The sequence below is a fragment of the Winogradskyella pacifica genome (assembly GCF_013403915.1).
GTDB lineage: Bacteria > Bacteroidota > Bacteroidia > Flavobacteriales > Flavobacteriaceae > Winogradskyella > Winogradskyella pacifica.
Genome location: NZ_JABFDI010000003.1, coordinates 65,873 through 86,898 on the forward strand (window position 1 = coordinate 65,873; position 21,026 = coordinate 86,898).

Annotated in this window: 21 protein-coding genes; 13 read left to right on the top strand and 8 right to left on the bottom strand. The window is 33.6% G+C overall.

Going from position 1 to position 21,026, the window contains the following annotated elements; translation table 11 throughout:
• Positions 1-103: 103 nt before the first annotated feature.
• The gene (locus HM984_RS03695; protein WP_115807610.1) at positions 104-1,129 is read right to left on the bottom strand and encodes a glutamine synthetase beta-grasp domain-containing protein; all 1,026 of its coding nucleotides are present in this window, start codon (positions 1,127-1,129) and stop codon (positions 104-106) included.
• 179 nt (positions 1,130-1,308) lie between these two features.
• Between HM984_RS03695 and HM984_RS03700 the strand changes: the two genes are divergently transcribed.
• The 5 genes from HM984_RS03700 to HM984_RS03720 all read left to right on the top strand — a co-directional run bounded on the left by HM984_RS03700 (position 1,309) and on the right by HM984_RS03720 (position 6,975).
• On the top strand, positions 1,309-3,495 hold the full coding sequence (locus tag HM984_RS03700) for a glutamine synthetase III family protein (protein WP_115807609.1): 2,187 nt from the start codon (positions 1,309-1,311) through the stop codon (positions 3,493-3,495).
• Between the two features lie 226 nt (positions 3,496-3,721).
• Positions 3,722-3,865 (top strand): hypothetical protein, encoded by a 144-nt coding sequence (locus HM984_RS03705; RefSeq protein ID WP_179348168.1) that lies wholly within the window; start codon positions 3,722-3,724, stop codon positions 3,863-3,865.
• Between the two features lie 509 nt (positions 3,866-4,374).
• Positions 4,375-4,644 (top strand): hypothetical protein, encoded by a 270-nt coding sequence (locus HM984_RS03710; protein ID WP_179348169.1) that lies wholly within the window; start codon positions 4,375-4,377, stop codon positions 4,642-4,644.
• Positions 4,645-4,779: 135 nt separating this feature from the next.
• Positions 4,780-5,958, top strand: a complete 1,179-nt coding sequence (locus HM984_RS03715) for an AIR synthase related protein (protein ID WP_115807607.1) — start codon at positions 4,780-4,782, stop codon at positions 5,956-5,958.
• A gap of 12 nt (positions 5,959-5,970) precedes the next feature.
• Entirely contained in the window at positions 5,971-6,975 is a 1,005-nt protein-coding gene (locus tag HM984_RS03720) for a DUF3078 domain-containing protein (protein WP_115807606.1), read from the top strand.
• Between the two features lie 5 nt (positions 6,976-6,980).
• On the opposite strand, the gene HM984_RS03725 is transcribed toward HM984_RS03720, so the two are convergent.
• Both HM984_RS03725 and HM984_RS03730 read right to left on the bottom strand, forming a co-directional pair.
• Positions 6,981-7,640 (bottom strand): ATP-binding cassette domain-containing protein, encoded by a 660-nt coding sequence (locus HM984_RS03725; protein WP_179348170.1) that lies wholly within the window; start codon positions 7,638-7,640, stop codon positions 6,981-6,983.
• A 7-nt stretch (positions 7,641-7,647) separates the two neighbouring features.
• Positions 7,648-7,935 carry a hypothetical protein gene (locus HM984_RS03730; protein ID WP_115807604.1) on the bottom strand — a complete coding sequence of 96 codons (288 nt, stop codon included), beginning with the start codon at positions 7,933-7,935 and terminating at the stop codon, positions 7,648-7,650.
• A gap of 321 nt (positions 7,936-8,256) precedes the next feature.
• Between HM984_RS03730 and prfA the strand changes: the two genes are divergently transcribed.
• From prfA to HM984_RS03745, 3 genes are all read left to right on the top strand, one after another.
• The gene (prfA, locus tag HM984_RS03735; RefSeq protein WP_179348171.1) at positions 8,257-9,336 is read left to right on the top strand and encodes a peptide chain release factor 1; all 1,080 of its coding nucleotides are present in this window, start codon (positions 8,257-8,259) and stop codon (positions 9,334-9,336) included.
• Between the two features lie 34 nt (positions 9,337-9,370).
• On the top strand, positions 9,371-10,180 hold the full coding sequence (gene pyrF, locus HM984_RS03740; RefSeq protein WP_179348172.1) for an orotidine-5'-phosphate decarboxylase: 810 nt from the start codon (positions 9,371-9,373) through the stop codon (positions 10,178-10,180).
• Between the two features lie 104 nt (positions 10,181-10,284).
• Positions 10,285-11,067 carry an ABC transporter substrate-binding protein gene (locus HM984_RS03745; protein WP_179348173.1) on the top strand — a complete coding sequence of 261 codons (783 nt, stop codon included), beginning with the start codon at positions 10,285-10,287 and terminating at the stop codon, positions 11,065-11,067.
• Between the two features lie 160 nt (positions 11,068-11,227).
• Here HM984_RS03745 and HM984_RS03750 read toward each other — a convergent pair whose 3' ends face one another.
• From HM984_RS03750 to purU, 3 genes are all read right to left on the bottom strand, one after another.
• Positions 11,228-11,425: a Lacal_2735 family protein gene (locus HM984_RS03750; protein ID WP_179348174.1), complete on the bottom strand. Its 198-nt coding sequence runs from the start codon at positions 11,423-11,425 to the stop codon at positions 11,228-11,230.
• A 99-nt stretch (positions 11,426-11,524) separates the two neighbouring features.
• Complete coding sequence (locus HM984_RS03755; RefSeq protein WP_179348175.1) at positions 11,525-12,235, bottom strand: DUF4197 domain-containing protein; 711 nt, start codon at positions 12,233-12,235, stop codon at positions 11,525-11,527.
• 162 nt (positions 12,236-12,397) lie between these two features.
• Positions 12,398-13,252, bottom strand: coding sequence for a formyltetrahydrofolate deformylase (gene purU / locus HM984_RS03760; RefSeq protein WP_179348176.1), 855 nt, complete (start codon positions 13,250-13,252; stop codon positions 12,398-12,400).
• Between the two features lie 145 nt (positions 13,253-13,397).
• Here purU and HM984_RS03765 point away from each other — a divergent pair, with 145 nt between their 5' ends.
• The 4 genes from HM984_RS03765 to HM984_RS03780 all read left to right on the top strand — a co-directional run bounded on the left by HM984_RS03765 (position 13,398) and on the right by HM984_RS03780 (position 18,950).
• The gene (locus HM984_RS03765) at positions 13,398-16,811 is read left to right on the top strand and encodes a methylmalonyl-CoA mutase family protein (RefSeq protein ID WP_179348177.1); all 3,414 of its coding nucleotides are present in this window, start codon (positions 13,398-13,400) and stop codon (positions 16,809-16,811) included.
• Positions 16,812-17,021: 210 nt separating this feature from the next.
• Complete coding sequence (locus tag HM984_RS03770) at positions 17,022-17,495, top strand: OsmC family protein (RefSeq protein ID WP_179348178.1); 474 nt, start codon at positions 17,022-17,024, stop codon at positions 17,493-17,495.
• Between the two features lie 245 nt (positions 17,496-17,740).
• Complete coding sequence (locus HM984_RS03775) at positions 17,741-18,280, top strand: sigma-70 family RNA polymerase sigma factor (RefSeq protein ID WP_115807595.1); 540 nt, start codon at positions 17,741-17,743, stop codon at positions 18,278-18,280.
• Positions 18,281-18,335: 55 nt separating this feature from the next.
• The gene (locus tag HM984_RS03780) at positions 18,336-18,950 is read left to right on the top strand and encodes a DEAD/DEAH box helicase (protein WP_179348179.1); all 615 of its coding nucleotides are present in this window, start codon (positions 18,336-18,338) and stop codon (positions 18,948-18,950) included.
• A gap of 4 nt (positions 18,951-18,954) precedes the next feature.
• On the opposite strand, the gene HM984_RS03785 is transcribed toward HM984_RS03780, so the two are convergent.
• Positions 18,955-19,350 (bottom strand): hypothetical protein, encoded by a 396-nt coding sequence (locus HM984_RS03785; RefSeq protein ID WP_115807593.1) that lies wholly within the window; start codon positions 19,348-19,350, stop codon positions 18,955-18,957.
• A gap of 117 nt (positions 19,351-19,467) precedes the next feature.
• Here HM984_RS03785 and HM984_RS03790 point away from each other — a divergent pair, with 117 nt between their 5' ends.
• Positions 19,468-19,911 (top strand): Lrp/AsnC family transcriptional regulator, encoded by a 444-nt coding sequence (locus tag HM984_RS03790; RefSeq protein ID WP_115807592.1) that lies wholly within the window; start codon positions 19,468-19,470, stop codon positions 19,909-19,911.
• A gap of 46 nt (positions 19,912-19,957) precedes the next feature.
• On the opposite strand, the gene HM984_RS03795 is transcribed toward HM984_RS03790, so the two are convergent.
• Positions 19,958-20,929 (bottom strand): YpdA family putative bacillithiol disulfide reductase, encoded by a 972-nt coding sequence (locus HM984_RS03795; RefSeq protein WP_179348180.1) that lies wholly within the window; start codon positions 20,927-20,929, stop codon positions 19,958-19,960.
• Between the last annotated feature and the right edge of the window lie 97 nt (positions 20,930-21,026).

The window sequence follows — 21,026 nt, forward strand, 5'->3', positions numbered from 1 at the left end:
CATGAGATTAAGTGTGTTTTAATCTTCACATGTAATAAGGAGTGAAAAAGTCGTCTAGAAAAAAAAATTCTAGACGACTTTTAAAATATATAATAGTGGCTAATTAAGAAATGTCAGCACTTTTTACAGTTTTAATAATTCTACCTGCAATTTTGTATGGATCACCATTAGAAGCTGGTCTTCTATCTTCTAACCAACCTTTCCAGCCTTTCTCAACTACGATAATAGGAATACGGATTGAAGCTCCTCTATCTGAAACTCCCCAAGAGAAATCATTAATAGATGCCGTTTCGTGTAAGCCTGTTAAACGTTGATCGTTAAATTCTCCATAAACAGCAATGTGTTCTTTAACTACAGGACGGAAAGCTTCACAAATTTTTGCATAAGTTTCTTTATCTCCACAAGTTCTTAATACCTCGTTAGAGAAGTTGGCGTGCATACCAGAACCATTCCAGTCCATATCTCTACCTAATGGTTTTGGATGGTATTCAATATAGTAACCATATTTTTCAGTTAAACGGTCTAGTAAGTATCTAGCGATCCAAATTTCGTCACCAGCCTTTTTAGCTCCTTTAGCAAACAATTGGAATTCCCATTGTCCGGAAGCAACTTCTTGGTTAATACCTTCAAAATTTAAACCAGCATCAATACATAAATCAGCATGTTCTTCAACTAAACCTCTTCCGTGAGTATGTAACCCACCTACAGAACAGTAATACATACCTTGTGGTGCAGGGTATCCGCCTATAGGGAATCCTAATGGTAACTGAGTTTTAGTATCCATAATAAAATACTCTTGCTCAAAACCAAACCAGAAATCATTATCATCATCATCAATAGTAGCTCTACCATTAGAAACGTGAGGTGTTCCATCAGCATTTAAAACTTCTGTCATTACTAAATAACCGTTGATTCTGTCTGGATCTGGATAAATAGCTACTGGCTTTAATAAGCAATCAGAAGATCCACCTTCAGCTTGTCTAGTAGATGATCCATCAAAAGACCACATGCCTAATTCTTCTAAAGTACCTTTAAAGTTTTCGTGCTCTTCTACTTTGGTTTTACTTCTCATATTTTGAGTTGGGAAGTAGCCATCTAACCAAATGTATTCTAATTTAATTTTTGCCATAATGATTGTTTTGTTTATCAGATAATAATGACACAAATATTGTTATTTTTTTTTACCCATCAAAAAAAATGGGGGTATTTAGTTTAAAAGTGTTTAATTATTGTAGACTACCCTAATTTTGTGTAGGTAATTGTCTATTTTTTAAATATTTTGTATTTTTGACCTTAAAAACTAACAATATGTCAACACTCAGATTTCATGCTGTAAAAGCATCTTTAAAAAGGAAGCCGTTAAAGATTAAGGAGAAGAAACGCCGATCCGAAATCTTTGGCTCTAATGTGTTTAACGAGGTAGCGATGCGTCAATATTTAACTAAGACCGCTTTAAATAGTGTTTTAGAAGCCGTTGAAAAAGGAACTAAAATAAACCGTCTTGTTGCAGATCATATTTCTACAGGAATGAAAGAATGGGCAATCAGTAAAGGAGCAACACACTATACACATTGGTTTCAGCCATTAACTGGGGCAACAGCTGAGAAACATGATGCATTTTTTGAAACTATTGGTGATGGACTCGCTATTGAAAAATTTGGTGGAGATCAATTAGTACAGCAAGAACCAGATGCTTCTAGTTTTCCAAATGGTGGTATTAGAAACACGTTTGAAGCTAGAGGTTATACAGCTTGGGACCCTACATCACCTGCTTTTATATATGATAAAACATTATGCATTCCAACAGTTTTTGTATCCTATACAGGTGAAGCATTAGATTTTAAAACTCCACTTTTACGAGCTTTGCAAGTGGTAGATAGTGCTGCAGTTGCTGTGTGTAAATACTTTGATAAAAACGTAAAAAGCGTCAGAACCTCTTTAGGTTGGGAACAAGAATATTTTTTAATAGATACGGCATTGGCATTATCTAGACCAGATATCTTATTAACCGGAAGAACGCTATTGGGGCATTCGCCAGCAAAGGGTCAACAATTAGATGATCATTACTTTGGTACTATTCCGGCAAGGGCGATGTCGTATATGCGCGATTTAGAACACCAATGCATGCTATTAGGAATTCCTGTTAAAACAAGGCATAATGAGGTGGCACCAAACCAATTTGAATTGGCTCCCATATTTGAAGAAGCTAATTTAGCAGTGGACCATAATTCATTGTTAATGGATATTATGCAGAAAATTGCCAAACGACATAGTTTTACAGTGCTTATGCACGAAAAACCATTTGCAGGTGTTAACGGTTCAGGTAAGCATAACAACTGGAGTTTATCTACAAATACAGGTGTCAACTTATTATCTCCAGGAAAAACACCGATGAGTAATCTTCAGTTCTTAACCTTCTTTATTAATACGATTAAAGCGGTACAGACGCACGAAGAGTTATTAAGAGCTGCGATTGCTTCTGCTAGTAACGATCATCGTTTAGGAGCTAATGAAGCACCTCCTGCGATTATTTCTATATTTATTGGAGATCAACTAACAAAAGTGCTCGGGGAATTAGAAACAGTAACTAAAGGGAAATTATCTCCTAAGGAAATTACAGACCTAAAACTTAATGTGGTTGGTAAAATACCAGAAGTGATATTAGATAATACAGACAGAAATAGAACCTCGTCATTTGCCTTTACTGGTAATAAGTTTGAATTTAGAGCAGTGGGTTCTACAGCGAATTGTGCTAACCCAATGACAGTTTTAAGTACGATAGTTGCAAAACAACTAATGGATTTTAAAATTGAAGTCGATGAGTTAATCGATAAGAAATCAATGAAAAAGGATGATGCTATTTTTAATGTATTGAGAGAATATATTAAAACATCTAAGGCGATTCTTTTTGAAGGTAATGGTTATAGTGAAGCATGGGAGAAAGAAGCTAAGAAGCGTGGGTTAAGTAATAATAAAACGACACCTGAAGCATTAAAGATAAAAAAGGCTAAATCTACAATAGAACTTTTTGACAGCTTAGGGGTGATGAATAAGGTGGAGTCTGAAGCGCGTTACGAAATCGAAATGGAAGATTATATTCACCATGTTCAAATAGAAAGTAGAGTCATTGGGGATATTGCCAGAAATCATGTAGTGCCAACTGCTGTGAGGTATCAAAATATTCTGATAGAAAATGTAACAGGTCTTAAGACTATTTATGGAGATCGTTTTAAAGATTTTGCGAAAGCACAACTGGTTCTTATCGAGCAAATATCAGAACATATTGAAACGATTAACTCAACGGTAACTAAAATGACGGAAACGCGAAAAGCAATTAATAAAGAAGCGAGTCTAGAAAAGAAAGCTGATGGATATTGCAATGAGGTAAAACCATTATTTAAGGATATTAGATATCATTGTGATAAACTAGAATTAATGATTGATGATGAGTTGTGGCCTTTAACTAAATATAGAGAGCTTTTGTTTACTAAATAATTCATATAAAATGTCTTAGAGGTGTTTGAGTAGGTAATTCTATGCGATGAAATACGTATATATACGTACAACTTACAGTGCTAAAATTGTGTTTTGTGCAGTTTGTCGATAACATTAAACTAGTTGTCGAAAAGGTGATGGTATCATGCGAAATAATTGGGGGTGGACCTTTTAACGATACGTTTGTTTAGTATCTTTGTAGGGCTATTAATCAATATTTGTAAAAATGAAAAAGTTACTACTTAGTGTAGCAATTCTTGTTGGAGCAACGCTTATTTTATCTCAAGACAATTCTAGCGAATTGAAAAATGTTAATAATGATGAAGTTGTAAGTGTACAAGTAAAGCTACCAGCAGATCTTAAAAATTAAGATAAAATTATTAGGTAATATTTGCCTTCTAGGCTATAAGATAAAATCGATGTTTCGGTTTTATCTTTTTTTTTGCTTTAATTGATTTCTTCCAGTAAACATATAGTGTGCTTATAGTTAAGTAACTATTTATCGGTATTGTCAATCTCTCGTTAAATCTGTAATAGAATATACAGATCTTCTAATTTAGGAGTATATGATTTCTAAACTCCAAGCTATTGCTTTGGGTATAGTATTGACTTTTTTTCTAATTCAGAGTTTTCTCAAGAAATTAGTAAAAAAAAAGTAAAAAGACTATCAATCGCAAATATGCTTTTTTTGATTACAGATATCCTATTTCTGTAGATTGAGCAACTGTTTCAACAATGATGGAGGGCGATTATCCAGAATCAGAGTGTGAGTTGTTCTTCAGAATAGGGTGCAAGCATCATATTACAAGTCATCTTAATATATATATCACATAGAATAAATACAACGTTGCTGTTAAGGCTGTTTTTAACGAAGGATTTATGTCTTTCGATTTAAATTTAGAAATCCTATTTAGTCCCTATACGAGATTTTTACCATTTTTATTTGTGGGTGGTGGTTGCAATGTATCTAATTCTTTTATAAGTACAGTTGCAAGAGCACAAGGAGGGTTTGGTTTTGAGGTTCTACTCACTAAAGGTGTTGGCCTAATATTATTTGGGGAATATAATTATATGTTTATCGAGGATCATTTAGTTTGTCTTATGGCAGATGAAACAGATGACGTTATTGAGAGGTGGATTAAGCTCTAATTTATACTTCGGTGGTAAAAAGAAAAAGGAAGCATTATTTAGAAAAATGAAAACTGTTATTAATTACAGCTTAATCATTCCTTATAATTAAACGCAATTCTTACTTTTGCAATATCAATACTAATAAACGATACAATGAGTAATTCGGTGAGTAAAAGATATGCGCAAAGAGGAGTTTCTGCTTCAAAGGAAGATGTCCATAATGCTATAAAGAATATCGATAAGGGCTTGTTTCCTAAAGCGTTCTGTAAAATAGTTCCAGATTATTTAACTAATGATTCTGATTATTGTTTAATAATGCATGCCGATGGAGCTGGTACAAAATCGTCTTTGGCATACATGTATTGGAAAGAAACTGGAGATATTTCAGTTTGGAAAGGCATCGCTCAAGATGCGTTAATTATGAATATTGACGATTTACTCTGCGTCGGAGCCACAGATAACATAATGTTGTCTTCAACCATTGGAAGAAATAAGAATCTAATTCCTGGTGAAGTCATTTCAGCAATAATTAACGGAACAGAAGACTTAATTGAAGATTTAAAGTCTTTTGGAGTTACGATCCATTCAACTGGTGGTGAAACTGCAGACGTTGGCGATATAGTAAGGACGATTATTGTCGATTCTACAGTCACGGCACGTATAAAGCGCTCAGATGTTATTGATAACGCTAATATTGTTGCAGGTGATGTTATTGTCGGTTTAGAGTCTTTCGGTCAGGCCTCTTACGAAACCGAATATAATGGAGGTATGGGAAGTAATGGATTAACATCAGCAAGACACGATGTGTTTTCAAAATATTTAGCCGAAAAATATCCAGAAAGTTTTGATGCTGCTGTACCAGAAGACTTAGTGTATTCCGGACAAACAAAATTAACAGATACTGTTGAGAACTCACCAATCGACGCTGGTAAGTTAGTGTTATCGCCGACAAGGACTTACGCGCCAATAATCAAAGAAATTCTGAATACATATAATAGTGATTCGGTTCACGGCATGGTGCATTGTAGTGGAGGAGCGCAAACAAAAATTCTTCATTTTATTGATGAACTTCATATTGTAAAAGATAATATGTTCAAAGTTCCGCCGTTATTTAAACTAATTCAAGAACAATCTAAAACAGATTGGAAAGAAATGTATCAAGTGTTTAACTGTGGCCATCGTATGGAATTGTATGTAAAGCCAGAAGTTGCAAGTGCTATTATTGAGATTTCAAAATCTTTTAATGTAGATGCTAAAATCATTGGTCGCGTAGAAGCTTCCGATAAAAAACAACTTACTATTAGCAGTGAATACGGCACATTTAAGTATTAATTTATTTCAAACATGAAAAACTATTCTTGGTTTATATTTAGCGTATTTGTCTTATGCTCTAGTATCCTTTTTGCTCAGCCAGATTCTTTATATTTTCAAAAGAAAAAGAATGAACCTATTCAATTAGGGTGGAGAACTAAAAAAGAAGTTGGCTTAACGCTTAATCAGGTGTCTTTTACAAACTGGAATACAGGTGGAGCTAATTCAATCTCGGCTATTATATCAGGTAAGGCAGAGGCAAAATATAAGCAAGAAAAATGGTTTTGGAATTCTAACTTTAACATCCGTTATGGTTTAAACAAGCAAGAAGATCTAAACATTAGAAAAACGGAAGATGTTATTGAGGTAATCTCTAATATTGGTTTAGAAAAAGACCCCAAAAGTAATTGGTTTTATTCTTCAAAATTTAGTTTCAACACGCAATTAGCAAATGGATATAATTATCCTAATAGAGATGAGCCTATATCTAGAGTTTTAGCCCCTGGTTATATGTTTTTTGGTTTGGGAATGGAATATGGAAGGTTTATAGAGCGCATGTCCTTTTATGCCTCACCATTTACCTTAAAAACAACATTTGTTTTAGATAATGATTTAGCAAATAGAGGTGCTTTTGGAGTAGAGCCAGCTATTTATGATTTAGAGGGGAATATGCTTAGGGAAGGTAAAAAGGTGAGACAAGAATTGGGTATATTATTAACTAATAAATATGAAGAGGAGCTTTTTGAGAATATTAAAGTGTCAAGTTTATTACGTTTATATACGGATTATATTAATAGTTTTGGAAACGTTGATTTAGAATGGGAACTCAATTTGGACATGAAAGTCAATAGATTTGTAAAGGCTACTTTAGGCTCCCATCTTAGGTATGACGATGATATTAAGGTAGAAGTTGAAACCAATGAATTAACCAATGAAGAAAGTGTTATTGTAGGTCCGAAGTTACAATGGAAACAAATTTTGGGTGTTGGTGTAGTGGTAGATTTAGATCAAATTATTAAAAGTAATTCATCATCTTAATTCTTTTATAAGGTACCTTCACTTAAATATTTATAATCCTCAAGTTCTGTAAGCTTTTCAATTTTTTTTGTGGAGCCATTATTTAATAAGTAAATATGATCTGATGCCTCAATAATGTGTTGATACATATGGTCGGAGATAATAATAGCTTTTTCTTTTTTTTCTTCTTGAATAAGCTGTTTTACAGTTTCAATATGTAAAGGTGATAAATGAGAAAATGGTTCGTCTAAAAATACGATTTGACTTTTGGTTTTTAGAATAATATAGGTTTCAATAATACGTCTTTCCCCACCTGATAGTGCGTTGAATCTCGCATTTTTATAGATAGAAAACGCTTCAAAACTTTCAATAAAAATAGCCCAATCAATAGCATATAATTTAAATACAAAAGACAAGGTCATGTCACCAGGAATAAAATTATACTGTGGCAGATATATGGCAATTCCTGTAGAATATAAGGGCTTTAAAAGAGGTTTGCTATCTAATCTTACCAACATGTATTTTGGTTTTAAATTCCCAAAAGCAATATTGAGCAAGCAGCTTTTGCCACAGCCATTTCTACCTAAGATAGCTGTAACCTCTCCCGTTTCAGCTTTGAGGTAAATACCGTTTAAAATGCGTTTGTTTTTAAAGTAAAGTTCGACATTGTCTAGTTCAAATATCATTTTGTTATCAAGTGAATTCCTTAAATATGGTAATAAAAATAATGGTTAAAATACAGTCTAAAATAAATATAACAGAAAAAAGCTTTAAAGTAGAAATACCTAAATTTTTATAAAAGGTTAATTTCCGTTTATTATTAGTTTCACTCACATAATACCATGCAAAAACCGTAAGAAATAATTTGGTCACTAATGCTGGTACTATTAGTGGATTGAAAAATCCGATAATAGCATTCGCCGTAAAAGACCAAACCACAAACGGTCTGTAAAATGTAAGTATAGCTAGGAATCGATACATAGTTTTATACTAACGTTATTTATGGGGAGTTTATTTTTACCTGTAATATTGAATTTGTATTAGCATTGAAAAGAATCAAGGCCGCTCTGCTTTTAGAGTCAAGAATAAAGATTTTATAGTAAAGCGACATTTTCTATGTTTTAATACTGATAACAATAATACTAAAAGAATTTATTAGTATTAAAGTAACTTAATAGAAGCTAACTAGATCATTGAAAGTTACTGATTTATCAATATTTAGGTCTTGATTCTTTATTCTAGAAGCGCAGCGGTCTAATATCTCAAAAAAAACGTATTTTTGAAATCCAATTTTGAAGAGAGATGTTAGAGAAAATACAGATTATAAAACAACGTTTTGATGAGATCAATGATCTTATCATTCAACCAGATATTATATCAGATCAGCAGCGCTACACCAAGCTGATGAAAGAATACAAGGATCTTAAATTAATTGTAGATAAAGGTGAAACCTACAAAGAATCCTTAGAAAATATTTCTGAAGCTCAAGAGGTTCTTGCGGATGGCTCTGATGCCGAAATGGTAGATATGGCTAAAATGCAACTTGAAGAAGCAGAAGAAATCATTGAAAAGCTTGAAGAAGAGATTCGTTTTATGTTGATTCCTAAAGATCCAGACGATGCTAAAAATGTCGTTGTTGAGGTGCGTGCGGGTACAGGTGGAGACGAAGCTAGTATTTTTGCGGGTGATTTATACCGAATGTATTCAAAATATTGTAGCGATAAAGGTTGGAGAGTCGATGTTGTAAGTCAAAGTGACGGAACATCTGGTGGTTTTAAAGAAATTATTTTTGAAGTATCAGGTGAAGATGTTTATGGAACTTTAAAGTTTGAAGCTGGTGTACACCGTGTACAACGTGTGCCACAGACAGAAACTCAAGGTCGTGTGCATACAAGTGCAGCAACGGTTATGGTATTACCTGAAGCGGAAGAGTTTGATTACGAATTAGATATGACGGAAGTTCGTATAGAGCGTACCACATCAACTGGTCCTGGGGGGCAGTCGGTAAACACAACCTACTCTGCTATTAAGTTACATCACGAGCCAACGGGAATGATTGTAAGTTGTCAAGACCAGAAATCATCTCATAAAAACTTAGAAAAAGCCTTAAAAGTGTTACGTTCGCGATTATACGATTTAGAATTAGCGAAGCAACAAGCAGCCGATTCTGAAAAACGTAAAAGTATGGTGAGTTCTGGTGATAGATCTGCTAAAATTAGAACCTACAATTACCCACAAGGACGCGTAACAGATCATAGAGTACCAGGTTTAACCCTTTACGATTTGCAAAATATCATTAATGGTGATATTCAAAAAATAATAGACGAATTAATGTTAGCCGAAAACACAGAGTTGTTAAAGGCTAATGATGATGTAATTTAAATTGAAGCCTCTTTACTGAGGCTTTTTTTATACTATGACTACACAGCAACTTATAGACCAAATTAAAAAAAAGAAATCGTTCCTTTGCATAGGATTAGACGTCGATTTAAATAAAATTCCAAAGCATCTATTAAAAGAAGAAGATCCTATCTTTGCTTTTAATAAAGCTATTATTGATGCGACACATCATCTTTGTGTTGCCTATAAACCCAACACAGCATTTTACGAAGCATACGGTATAAAAGGCTGGCAAGCTTTAGAAAAAACAATCAACTATCTTAACGAAAATTATCCTGAAATTTATACGATTGCAGATGCGAAACGTGGAGATATTGGGAATACAAGTACGATGTACGCTAAAGCATTTTTTGAAGATTTAGGTTTTGATAGTGTTACTGTTGCACCTTATATGGGAAAAGATTCAGTAGAGCCTTTTTTAGCTTTTAAGGACAAACACACCATACTTTTAGCATTAACTTCAAATGAAGGAGCTTTTGATTTTCAAACAAAGTCGGTTGATGGAGTAGAGTTGTATAAACAGGTTTTAGAAACGTCTAAATCTTGGAAGAATTCTGAAAACTTAATGTATGTGGTTGGTGCTACTAAAGCTGAGTTTTTAGCGGATATTAGAAAAATTATCCCAGATAGCTTTTTATTAGTGCCTGGCGTTGGTGCGCAAGGAGGAAACCTTCAAGAGGTTTGTAAATATGGTATGAATAGTTCTGTTGGCTTATTAATTAATTCGTCTCGAGGCATAATTTATGCGTCTCAAGAAGAAGACTTCGCGGAAGCTGCAGCTCAAAAAGCTAAAGAATTACAACTACAGATGGCTGTTGAATTGTGAACTGTCATTCCGAGGACGTAGGACGTGGGAATCTCTTGAAACAGAACTATAATTAAACAGATTGCTGTACTCAGGTTTTACTGAGCGGGGCCAAAGTATTCATAATGACATATATCGATCAACTTAAACGAGACATCCAACTCAACAAAACACCCAAGCGTATCATCTCTTTGGTGCCTTCGCAAACCGAATTATTGGTAGATTTAGGTTTAGAATCCTCAATTGTTGGCGTCACTAAGTTTTGTGTACACCCGAAGCATCTTAGAATGTCTAAAGCTGTTGTTGGTGGCACAAAGAAAATCAATATTGAAAAAATAAAAGCACTTCGTCCAGATATTATCCTTTGCAATAAAGAGGAGAATACTAAGGAGATTATTGAAAGTTTAGAAGAAATAGCTCCAATTCACGTGAGTGATGTTTATAACCTCGACGATTGCTTTGAGCTCATTAAGATGTATGGGGCGATTTTTAATATTGAGAGGACAACGTCAACTTTAGTAGCAAATATTCAATTAGAACGCGAAGCATTTCAAATTACACTTCAAAACACGGATAAGTTAAAAGTTGCTTATTTTATTTGGAAAAAACCCTGGATGATTGCGGCATCAGAGAATTTTATAGATGCTATGATTACAGAAGCTGGTTTTGTAAATGTGTTTAAAGATGATAAACGTTATCCGGAAGTCGACATAAGTAATCCAAAATTAAAAGAGGCAGACCTCATTTTACTATCAAGTGAACCTTTTCCGTTTAAAGAAGAACATGTCTTAGAATTAAAAGCTCAATTTCCAGAGAAGACTATAAAAATTGTCGATGGTGAATTGTTTTCTTGGTATGGGAGTCGTGTACTGAAATCTTATAGCTATTTCAAAACCTTTCATAATTAAGCATAAAAAAAGTCGATACCTAACTACAATATCGACTTCTAACTAACTAATGTAAGATCTAACTAACTCAATCTTTTGCACTGCAAAGATGGTGAGTTTAATTAGCTTCGAAGTTAAGAGAACGTTAGGGTATAATTAAGTGTAATTTAATAAGTTAGGATTAGTGGACTTGGACTTCCGAATTGTGCACAACAAATCCTAATTTATTAATTTTATAAAGAACTTTAGTGGCTTTGTACTCAGAGAAATCACTTAAAGCGTGATCTGTTTGTCTTAAATTATAAGCGTCTTCAATAAGTTGAAGGTACTTTTTCTTAAGCTTTATTCTTTTTTTTATTATTTTTTCTGAATTGCTCACAGCTAAATTTTAATAAATACCTTAGTAAATTACTAAAATTTAGCTAGAACAAGTGTTTTTTTAAGTAAAAGATAACAAAATCTATAGCGTAATGCTGATTTAATCTTGCATAGCAAAGACCTTCTTCAATAAATCACTACTACGAGAAGATACTTTTGTTCTTATTTCTTTTTCTTCAACAGCAATCATAGTATAAACACCTTTTAAAGCTTCTTGCGTTACGTAATCCGTTAAATCAGGGTTCACATTATTTGTCAAAGGAATGTTGTTGTATTTGGTAATAAGGTTAGACCAAATTTGATCAGCACCTACTTTGCTAAACGAATTATTTATAACAGGCTTAAACTTGCTATATAATTCCGTTTGCGTTTTTGATGTTAAATACGATGTTGCAGCGTCATCTTCTCCTAAAAGAATGTTTTTGGCATCATCAAAAGTGATGTCTTTTACAGCATTAACAAAAATTGGAGTCGCTTCAGATACGGCATCTTCTGCAGCTCTGTTAAGTACCTTTAAACCTTCATCAGCTAAACTGCTTAATCCAATTTTACGAAGTGCGCTATCTACTTTTTGAAGTTCTTCTGGTAAAACAATTTTTACCAATTCATTTTTAAAGAAACCATCTTCTGCGGTTAATTTAGTTACTTGTTTTTCAATCCCTGTGTCTAAGGCTTCTCGTAATCCGGCTGCAATATCAGCATTACCTAAAACACCACCAGTTCCTTGTGGTAAAGAATCGACAACTTGCTGTAATTCAGCACAAGCTGTTAAATTGAAAATAATCAGTAGGGCAAAAATTCTTTTAATCATCATTTAAGTTTTAATTTTTGGTAAAGATAATTTATATAGGCAAAAAAACTTCAAGTTTTAGGCCTAAAATAGACATCTCAACTTATTATTATAGACACATTTAAGTTGCAATAGTCACTATAAAATTGTTTTTAAGTTGAATTTGTATCTGTAAATTAGTATTTAAGAGAAGACAATGGTCTTATTATTATAGACCATAACTTTTCTATTGGCGTGAAGTTTAATAGCATTAGATAAAACTATCTTTTCTAAATCGCGTCCTTTTGCTATTAAATCTTTAATTGAAAAGGTATGAGATACATGTGCCACATCTTGTTCTATAATTGGTCCGGCATCTAATTCTTCAGTGATATAATGACTTGTAGATCCAATAATTTTTACACCGCGTTTGTATGCCGAATGATACGGTTTTGCTCCGACAAAAGCAGGTAAAAACGAATGATGAATATTGATAATCTTATTAGGGTATTTATCAATTAATGTTTCAGAAACAATTTGCATATAACGCGCTAAAACGATAAAATCAACCTGATGCGTTTCAAGTAAATTCAACTGTTCTTGTTCAGCTTCATGCTTTGTCGCTTTGGTGACAGGCACATGATAAAACGGAATATTGAAACTATCGGCAATTGGTTTTAAATCGAGATGATTACTAAGAATGAATGGGATTTCAAGAAATAATTCACCCGAGTTATAACGGCCTAAAATATCATACAAACAATGATCGTATTTAGAAACGAATAATGCCATTTTTGGTTTCCTTTCAGCAGAATATATTTTCCATTTCAATTGAAATTTCTCGGCCAATTCAGAATTGAATAGGTGTTTGAATTTTTCAAGTGAGAACGAATTTGATGCAAATTCACATTCCAATCGCATAAAAAATATGTTTTGCTCTCTGTCGACATGCTGATCGATATAGACAATATTTCCATCGTTTGAAGCCATAAAAGTAGTCACCGAAGCAATAATATTCGGTTGATCTACGCAATGAATAAGTAATGTGATTTTATGCATAAAACTAATCTTGAATGAGTTGATAAAAGTAATTAAAATTGTGTGCCATTGCCACTTTCTCTGCGTTTTAGATAATTGATGATTATTGCCTTAGATTTTTGAATATTCCTTAAATTTGCCATTCAAATAAGCAAGATTTTTAAGAATGGAACAAGTTGCACCTTATAAGCCAAAATATAAAGTACGTATAGTAACAGCCGCATCTCTTTTTGATGGACACGATGCAGCCATAAATATAATGCGTCGTATCATTCAATCGACTGGAGTTGAAGTGATTCACTTAGGTCATGATAGAAGTGTAGAAGAGGTTGTGACTACGGCTATCCAAGAAGACGCGAATGCCATTGCATTAACATCATATCAAGGGGGTCACAACGAGTATTTTAAATATATGTATGATTTGCTGAAAGAAAAAGGAGCTGGTCATATTAAAATCTTTGGTGGTGGAGGTGGAGTTATTCTTCCTGAAGAAATCAAGGAATTAATGGATTATGGGATTACCAGAATCTATTCTCCAGATGATGGAAGAGCGCTTGGTTTACAAGGCATGATTAACGATTTGGTTCAACAATCAGATTATGCTATTGGAGATTCATTAAGTAACGAAGTAGATCTACTTCCTACTAAAAATCCAAAAGCAATTGCTAGAGTGATATCTTCTGCAGAAAACTTTCCAGAAGTTGCAAAAGCGACATTAGACAAAATTCATATAAAAAATAAAACATCTAAAACACCAGTTTTAGGAATAACAGGAACGGGTGGAGCAGGAAAATCGAGTTTAGTCGATGAGCTGGTTCGTCGTTTTTTAATTGATTTTCCAGAAAAAACTATAGGTTTAGTATCGGTAGATCCTTCTAAACGTAAAACAGGAGGTGCACTTTTAGGCGATCGTATTCGTATGAATGCAATCAACAATTCAAGAGTGTACATGCGTAGTTTGGCAACACGTCAATCTAACTTAGCATTATCCAAATATGTAAACGAAGCCATTGAAGTTCTAAAAGCTGCAGAATACGATATCATCATCTTAGAAACTTCTGGTATCGGTCAATCGGATACTGAGATTATGGAACATTCTGATGTGGCCTTATACGTTATGACTCCAGAATTTGGTGCAGCAACACAATTAGAGAAAATTGACATGCTAGATTTCGCCGATTTAGTAGCGATTAACAAGTTTGATAAACGTGGTTCTTTAGATGCGTTACGCGATGTAAAAAAACAATACATGCGTAACAATCATCTTTGGGATGTTCACCAAGACGATTTACCGGTTTACGGAACGATAGCTTCACAATTCAACGATCCAGGAATGAATACGCTTTATAAAGCGATTATGGATAAATTGGTTGAAAAAGCTAATTCAGAATTAAAATCGACTTTCGAAATTTCTAAAGAAATGAGCGAGAAGATTTTTGTGATTCCACCGTCTAGAACACGTTATTTATCTGAAATCGCAGAAAGTAATCGCGCTTATGATAAAACCGCAGATGCGCAAGTTGAAGTGGCTCAGCGTTTATACGGCATTTATAAAACATTAGAATCTGTTTTAGAGGCAACTCCAGAATTAGATAAAGCAGGAATTGCTTCAGAATCGATAGTGTCTAATGAAGAGAATAAAGATTTTGTAAAACTTTTAGTTAGTGAATTCGACCGTGTAAAATTAAACTTAGATCCTTACAATTGGGAAGTGATTACTGGTTGGGATGAGAAAGTTAATAAATACAAAAATCCAATTTATAGCTTTAAAGTAAGAGATAAAGAGATTAAAATCGAAACACATTCGGAGTCGTTATCCCATTTACAAATACCACGAATAGCGTTACCAAAGTATCAAGCTTGGGGAGATTTATTACGTTGGACATTGCAAGAAAACGTACCAGGAGAATTTCCATACACCTCAGGATTATATCCTTTTAAACGTACAGGCGAAGATCCAGCACGTATGTTTGCAGGTGAAGGAGGACCAGAACGTACTAACAGACGTTTTCACTATGTAAGTGCAGGTTTACCAGCAAAACGTTTATCTACTGCTTTCGATAGTGTAACACTTTACGGAAACGATCCAGATTTAAGACCAGATATTTACGGTAAAATTGGTAATGCAGGGGTTAGTATTTGTTGTTTAGACGATGCTAAAAAACTGTATTCTGGTTTTGATTTAGCCAATGTAATGACCTCGGTAAGTATGACGATTAATGGTCCTGCACCAATGTTATTAGGGTTCTTTATGAATGCGGCCATTGACCAACAATGTGAGTTTTACATTAAAGAAAATGGTTTAGAAAAAGAGGTTGAAGCCAAAATGGCTAAGATTTATAAAGGCAAAGAACGTCCATCTTATAATGGAGAGCTACCAGAAGGAAACAATGGTTTAGGACTCATGTTATTAGGTGTTACTGGAGATAAAGTATTACCAGCAGATGTGTATGCCGAAATAAAAACCAATACCATTGCTCAAGTTAGAGGAACGGTTCAAGCAGATATTTTAAAAGAAGATCAAGCACAAAACACCTGTATTTTCTCTACAGAATTTGCATTGCGCTTAATGGGAGATGTTCAAGAGTATTTTATTGAAAATAACGTCCGTAACTTCTATTCCGTTTCTATTTCTGGATATCATATTGCAGAAGCAGGAGCCAATCCAATTACGCAATTAGCGTTGACCTTATCTAATGGTTTCACTTACGTGGAATATTATTTAAGTCGTGGTATGGACATCAATAAATTTGGTCCAAACTTATCGTTCTTTTTCTCAAACGGTATTGATCCAGAATACGCAGTAATAGGTCGTGTGGCACGTAAAATTTGGGCAAAAGCAATGAAGCACAAATATGGCGCCAATGCAAGAGCACAAATGTTGAAATATCATATTCAAACCTCTGGGCGTAGTTTACATGCTCAGGAGATTGACTTTAATGATATTCGTACTACGCTTCAAGCTTTATATGCTATTTATGATAACTGTAACTCACTACATACTAATGCGTATGATGAAGCTATTACCACGCCAACTGAAGAATCAGTTAGACGTGCCATGGCAATTCAGTTAATCATCAATAAAGAATTAGGATTAAATAAAAACGAAAACCCAATTCAAGGCTCTTTTATTATTGAAGAGTTAACAGATTTAGTAGAAGAAGCTGTGCTTTTAGAATTCGACAGAATTACAGAACGTGGTGGTGTTTTAGGTGCTATGGAAACGATGTACCAGCGTAGTAAAATACAAGAAGAAAGCTTGTATTATGAAACCTTAAAACACAACGGGAAATTCCCAATTATTGGAGTGAATACCTTCTTAAGTTCTAAAGGGTCTCCAACGGTTGTGCCGGCGGAAGTAATTAGAGCAACAGAAGAAGAGAAGCAATTCCAGATTAAAACGTTAGCGAATCTTCATGAAGCAAATGATACAGCAGCATTGTTAACAGATTTACAACAACGTGCCATTAATAACGAAAATATATTTGAAGCTTTAATGGAAGTTTGTAAAGTATGTAGTTTAGGTGAAATTACGGCTTCGCTATTTGAAGTTGGAGGTCAGTATAGACGAAACATGTAAGTAGAGAGCCCATTTTTCCTTTTTTGAAAAATGGTGCGAATCACTTATGCTGAGCGTAGTCGAAGTATCTCAGAGAGCCACTTTTTGCTTGTCGAAAAAAGTGTGCGAATCGCTTATCCCAAACTAGTTTTGGGATCTCAATAAATAATAATAAGATAAAAAAGCGTTTCAATCTGAAGCGCTTTTTTTTACATCAATTAAAATAACACCATGTCTATAAAACACATCTTTAAAGCAACCGTAAACTGGACAATTAATCAAGGCGAAAGCACACAAAACCCAAGAACTTTCAGTCGGAATCATGAGGTGTTAATAGATAATAAAACAACGCCATTACAAGTGTCGGCAGCAAAACCCTTTAGAGGTGACGACGCCTTGTTCAATCCGGAAGATTTATTATTGTCAGCTTTAACATCGTGCCACATGATGTCTTATTTATACGTTTGTGCTCAAAATAATATTGAAATCTTAAGCTATACAGATCATGCAGAAGGCGATTTAGAAGTTATGGCTTCAGGAAGTGGAAGTTTTAAATCGGTAAGGTTAAAACCTATGGTGACTATAAAAGATGAGGCACAAAAAACACTAGCACTAAGTTTGCATAATAAGGCAAACAGCTTATGTTTTATAGCTAATTCTTGCAATTTTCCAATTACTCACGAAGCAATTATATTGGTGAAATAATTCAACATCAATAAATAGTGTCATCTTTTTTGCATCTTTTTAAAGATTCTTTCGTCTATTATATGAACTAAAAAAATAGATATCATGAAAAATAAAGAATGCACTTGCGACTGTGATAGTTGCGCAAAAGGAAATTGTTTTGACTGTACTTGTAATAGCTGTGCATGTACAAACTGCAATTGTTAAATTAGTGTTAGTTCGGATACAAGATTTTGTGTCCGAACTAATTTTAATTAATTTAGAGTATGACTACAAAAGATGTTTGGGGACTATATGCAGAAGACATAAGACGCTTTATACTAAGTAAAGTAAAGAATCCTGTGATTACAGAAGATATTCTTCAGGAAACCTTTATAAAAGTTCATACAAAGTTGCATACCCTAAAAGACGAAGATAAACTGAAATCATGGTTGTTTTCAATTGCTAGATATACGGTTTTAGATTACTTTAGAGAAAATAAACAAGAGTTTCCTGTAGACGATTTAGAAATAGAATCAGAGCCAGAACCTAGTGAACATTCGGAGCAAGATTGTCTTAGAGGTATTATAAAAAGCTTACCTAAAAAATATAGAGACCCTTTGTTTTTATCTGATATTAAAGGCTTAAAACAACAAGAGGTCGCTAATCAATTACACCTTTCATTACCAACGGTAAAATCTCAAATTCAGCGTGCAAGAAAACAGATTGCACAGGGTTTTATGGATTGTTGCGGCTTTAAAATGAATGATGAAGGTCATTTAGTTGGAGAAATACAAGACAAAGCCGACTGTAAAGTCTGTCATTAATGGTATCTTTGCAGTCCTTAGTAAATTTTTAATTTACTATTTAAAAAATGCATTCATGTCTTTCAAAAAATTACATCCTTTATTAAAAGAATCTTTAGAAAACGCTGGTTATGAAACTTCAAATCCGTTTCAGAAAAAAGTACTTCCAATATTAAAAGGGGGCTCTGATGCTTATATCATTGCACCAAAAGATAGTGGGAAAACAACAGCGCTTATTATTGCGACTATTCATAAGCTGAAAGCTGAAGCGTTTGAGGATTCTCCACGTGCCGTAATCATTGTAAAAGATAAGGCAGATACTTTAGCTTTAAAAGATGAATTTGAGCGTTTTACTAAAAACACAGATTTAAGGGTTTATGCGCTTTACGATGAATATGATATTGAAAAGCAAAAAACGGAAGTGTATTACGGTCAGGATATTGTGATTGCCACTCCTGCACGATTAAGTAAGTTGTATTTTTTAAATGGTATTCATTTAGGAGAAATCCAATTATTTGTTATTGAAGATGCGGATTATGTAGGTAGAAATAACACCTATAATCTCCTATTACGCTTATCAGAAAGTGTTGGTAAAAGTCAATTTGTAATTATAGCAGATGCCATGAGTTCTAAAATTAAGAATTATCAAAATTCTTTTATGAGCAATGCACAACTAATTGAAAAAAAATAACGTCTTAAAGCGTCAACATCCAAGTGCGTTGTAATTTTCTAAACTTTCTTAATTCTCCACGAAGAATAGGTAGATAATCTCTTCCGTTACTATTAGATTTTTCTAGTCTTTTGCAATTGCTGTATAGACGCGTTGTTAAACGGTCTAAGCTTTCTAGATGCTTACTCTTTTTATGAGAACAACGTTCTTGTTCAGCACTAATAATTTGAGGGGCAAGATTTGTAGATTGTTGAACAATATCTCCTGAGAAATAAATATGCTCATCCTCTGAACCATCAGCATTCAAGTATGATAAATCTTGATTGAGATAGGTTGAGATACTTCGAGACAACACAATAATATCTATTGCCTTCTGGTAAACAGGCAAATGAGAAAAATGCGATGGTAGGTTATAATTCATAATTTCAATAGCAATTACTACGAAATTAAGGACTAAATACGAATTTAAACTTTAAGATTTAAAGTGATTTTGTATATTTACTTTAATAATAATGTTATTATAGTTAAATTTCTTTAAATGAAGATAGATAATTTAAATTGGAAGATTTTAAAGTGCTTACAACAGAATGCGCGCATATCTAATGCCGAAATCGGAAGACAAGTTGGTATAACGTCGCCAGCAGTTTCGGAACGTATAAAAAAAATGGAGGATGCTGAAGTTATTCAAGGGTATACCACATTCGTTTCTCCTTTTGAAGCGGGTTATCAGCTTAAGGCTTTAATTACATTACGAGCGTTTATGGGGATGCTAAAACCTTTTTTAGAGAAGGTGAAAACCTATGATGAGGTGGTAAATTGCTATCGTATTACGGGTAACGAAAATATAGTAATGGAAGTGGTGCTAAAAAATCAGAAGCACTTAGAGGTTTTTATTGATCAGTTAATTAGTTATGGTGAAACTAAAACCCAGATTGTACTATCTCATGTTATTAAGTACAGTGAAATTAAACCTGTGAAATAATTACTCTAGAGAAGCCTAGATTCGTAAGTCCGTTTTCTTTTAATAATTATATAGTTTGCTCTATATGATTAGCAATCATTTTGGCATGTACTCTAGAGTTTTCAATAAACCATTTGTGCGTTTCTTTTCCTCCACAAATAACTCCAGCTAGATAAAGGCCTTTAACATTAGATTCCATTGTTTCTGGATTATAATTAGGAATGGATTTTCCATCTGTAGAAAATGCAATTCCAGCCTTCTCTAAAAACTTAAAATTTGGTCTGTAACCTGTTAATGCAATGACGTAATCGTTGGTTATTATTTTTTCGCCTTTAGGAGTATTAACGATAATTTCTGAAGGTTTTATTTCTTTGATTTCAGAATTAAAATAAGCTTTAATACTACCTTCTTCAATTCGATTTAAGATATCTGGTTTGACCCAATATTTTACACGTTCTCCAATGGCGTCCCCTCTTACAATCATAGTAACATTACCCCCTTTTCTATAAATTTCTAAAGCGGCATCCACCGACGAATTACTTGCACCTACAACTACAATATCTTGTAAAGTAAAAGGATGGGCTTCTTTATAGTAATGAAACACTTTTGGTGAATCTTCACCTTCTACATTTAAGAGATTTGGAATGTCATAAAACCCTGTCGCTATGATGATTTTCTTTGTGTTGTATTCTGCTTTATCCGATTGAACTTTAAATCCGGTTGGTGTTTTGTTGACGTCTATTACCGTTTCATAAAGATTAATATTTAAAGCGTTAGATGTTGTAACACGCCTGTAATATTCTAAAGCTTCATTCCGCGTTGGTTTAGGGTTGTTACTAATAAAAGGAATGTTGTCAATCTCTAATTTTTCAGATGTTGAAAAAAAGGTCATGTTCAACGGATAATTAAATAATGAGTTGGTTAAAGCTCCTTTTTCGAGTACCAGATAATTCAAGTTTCGTTTTTTGCATTCTAACGCACAGGCAATTCCTATTGGGCCAGCTCCAATAATTAAAACGTCTAAATCTAAATCTTCCATAAGTGTTTAAAATTACATTTAAAGTAGATGATTATAAAATGTATACTATTAAATATCTCATAAAACTGAAATGAAATTCTATATGTTGTATTTTTGA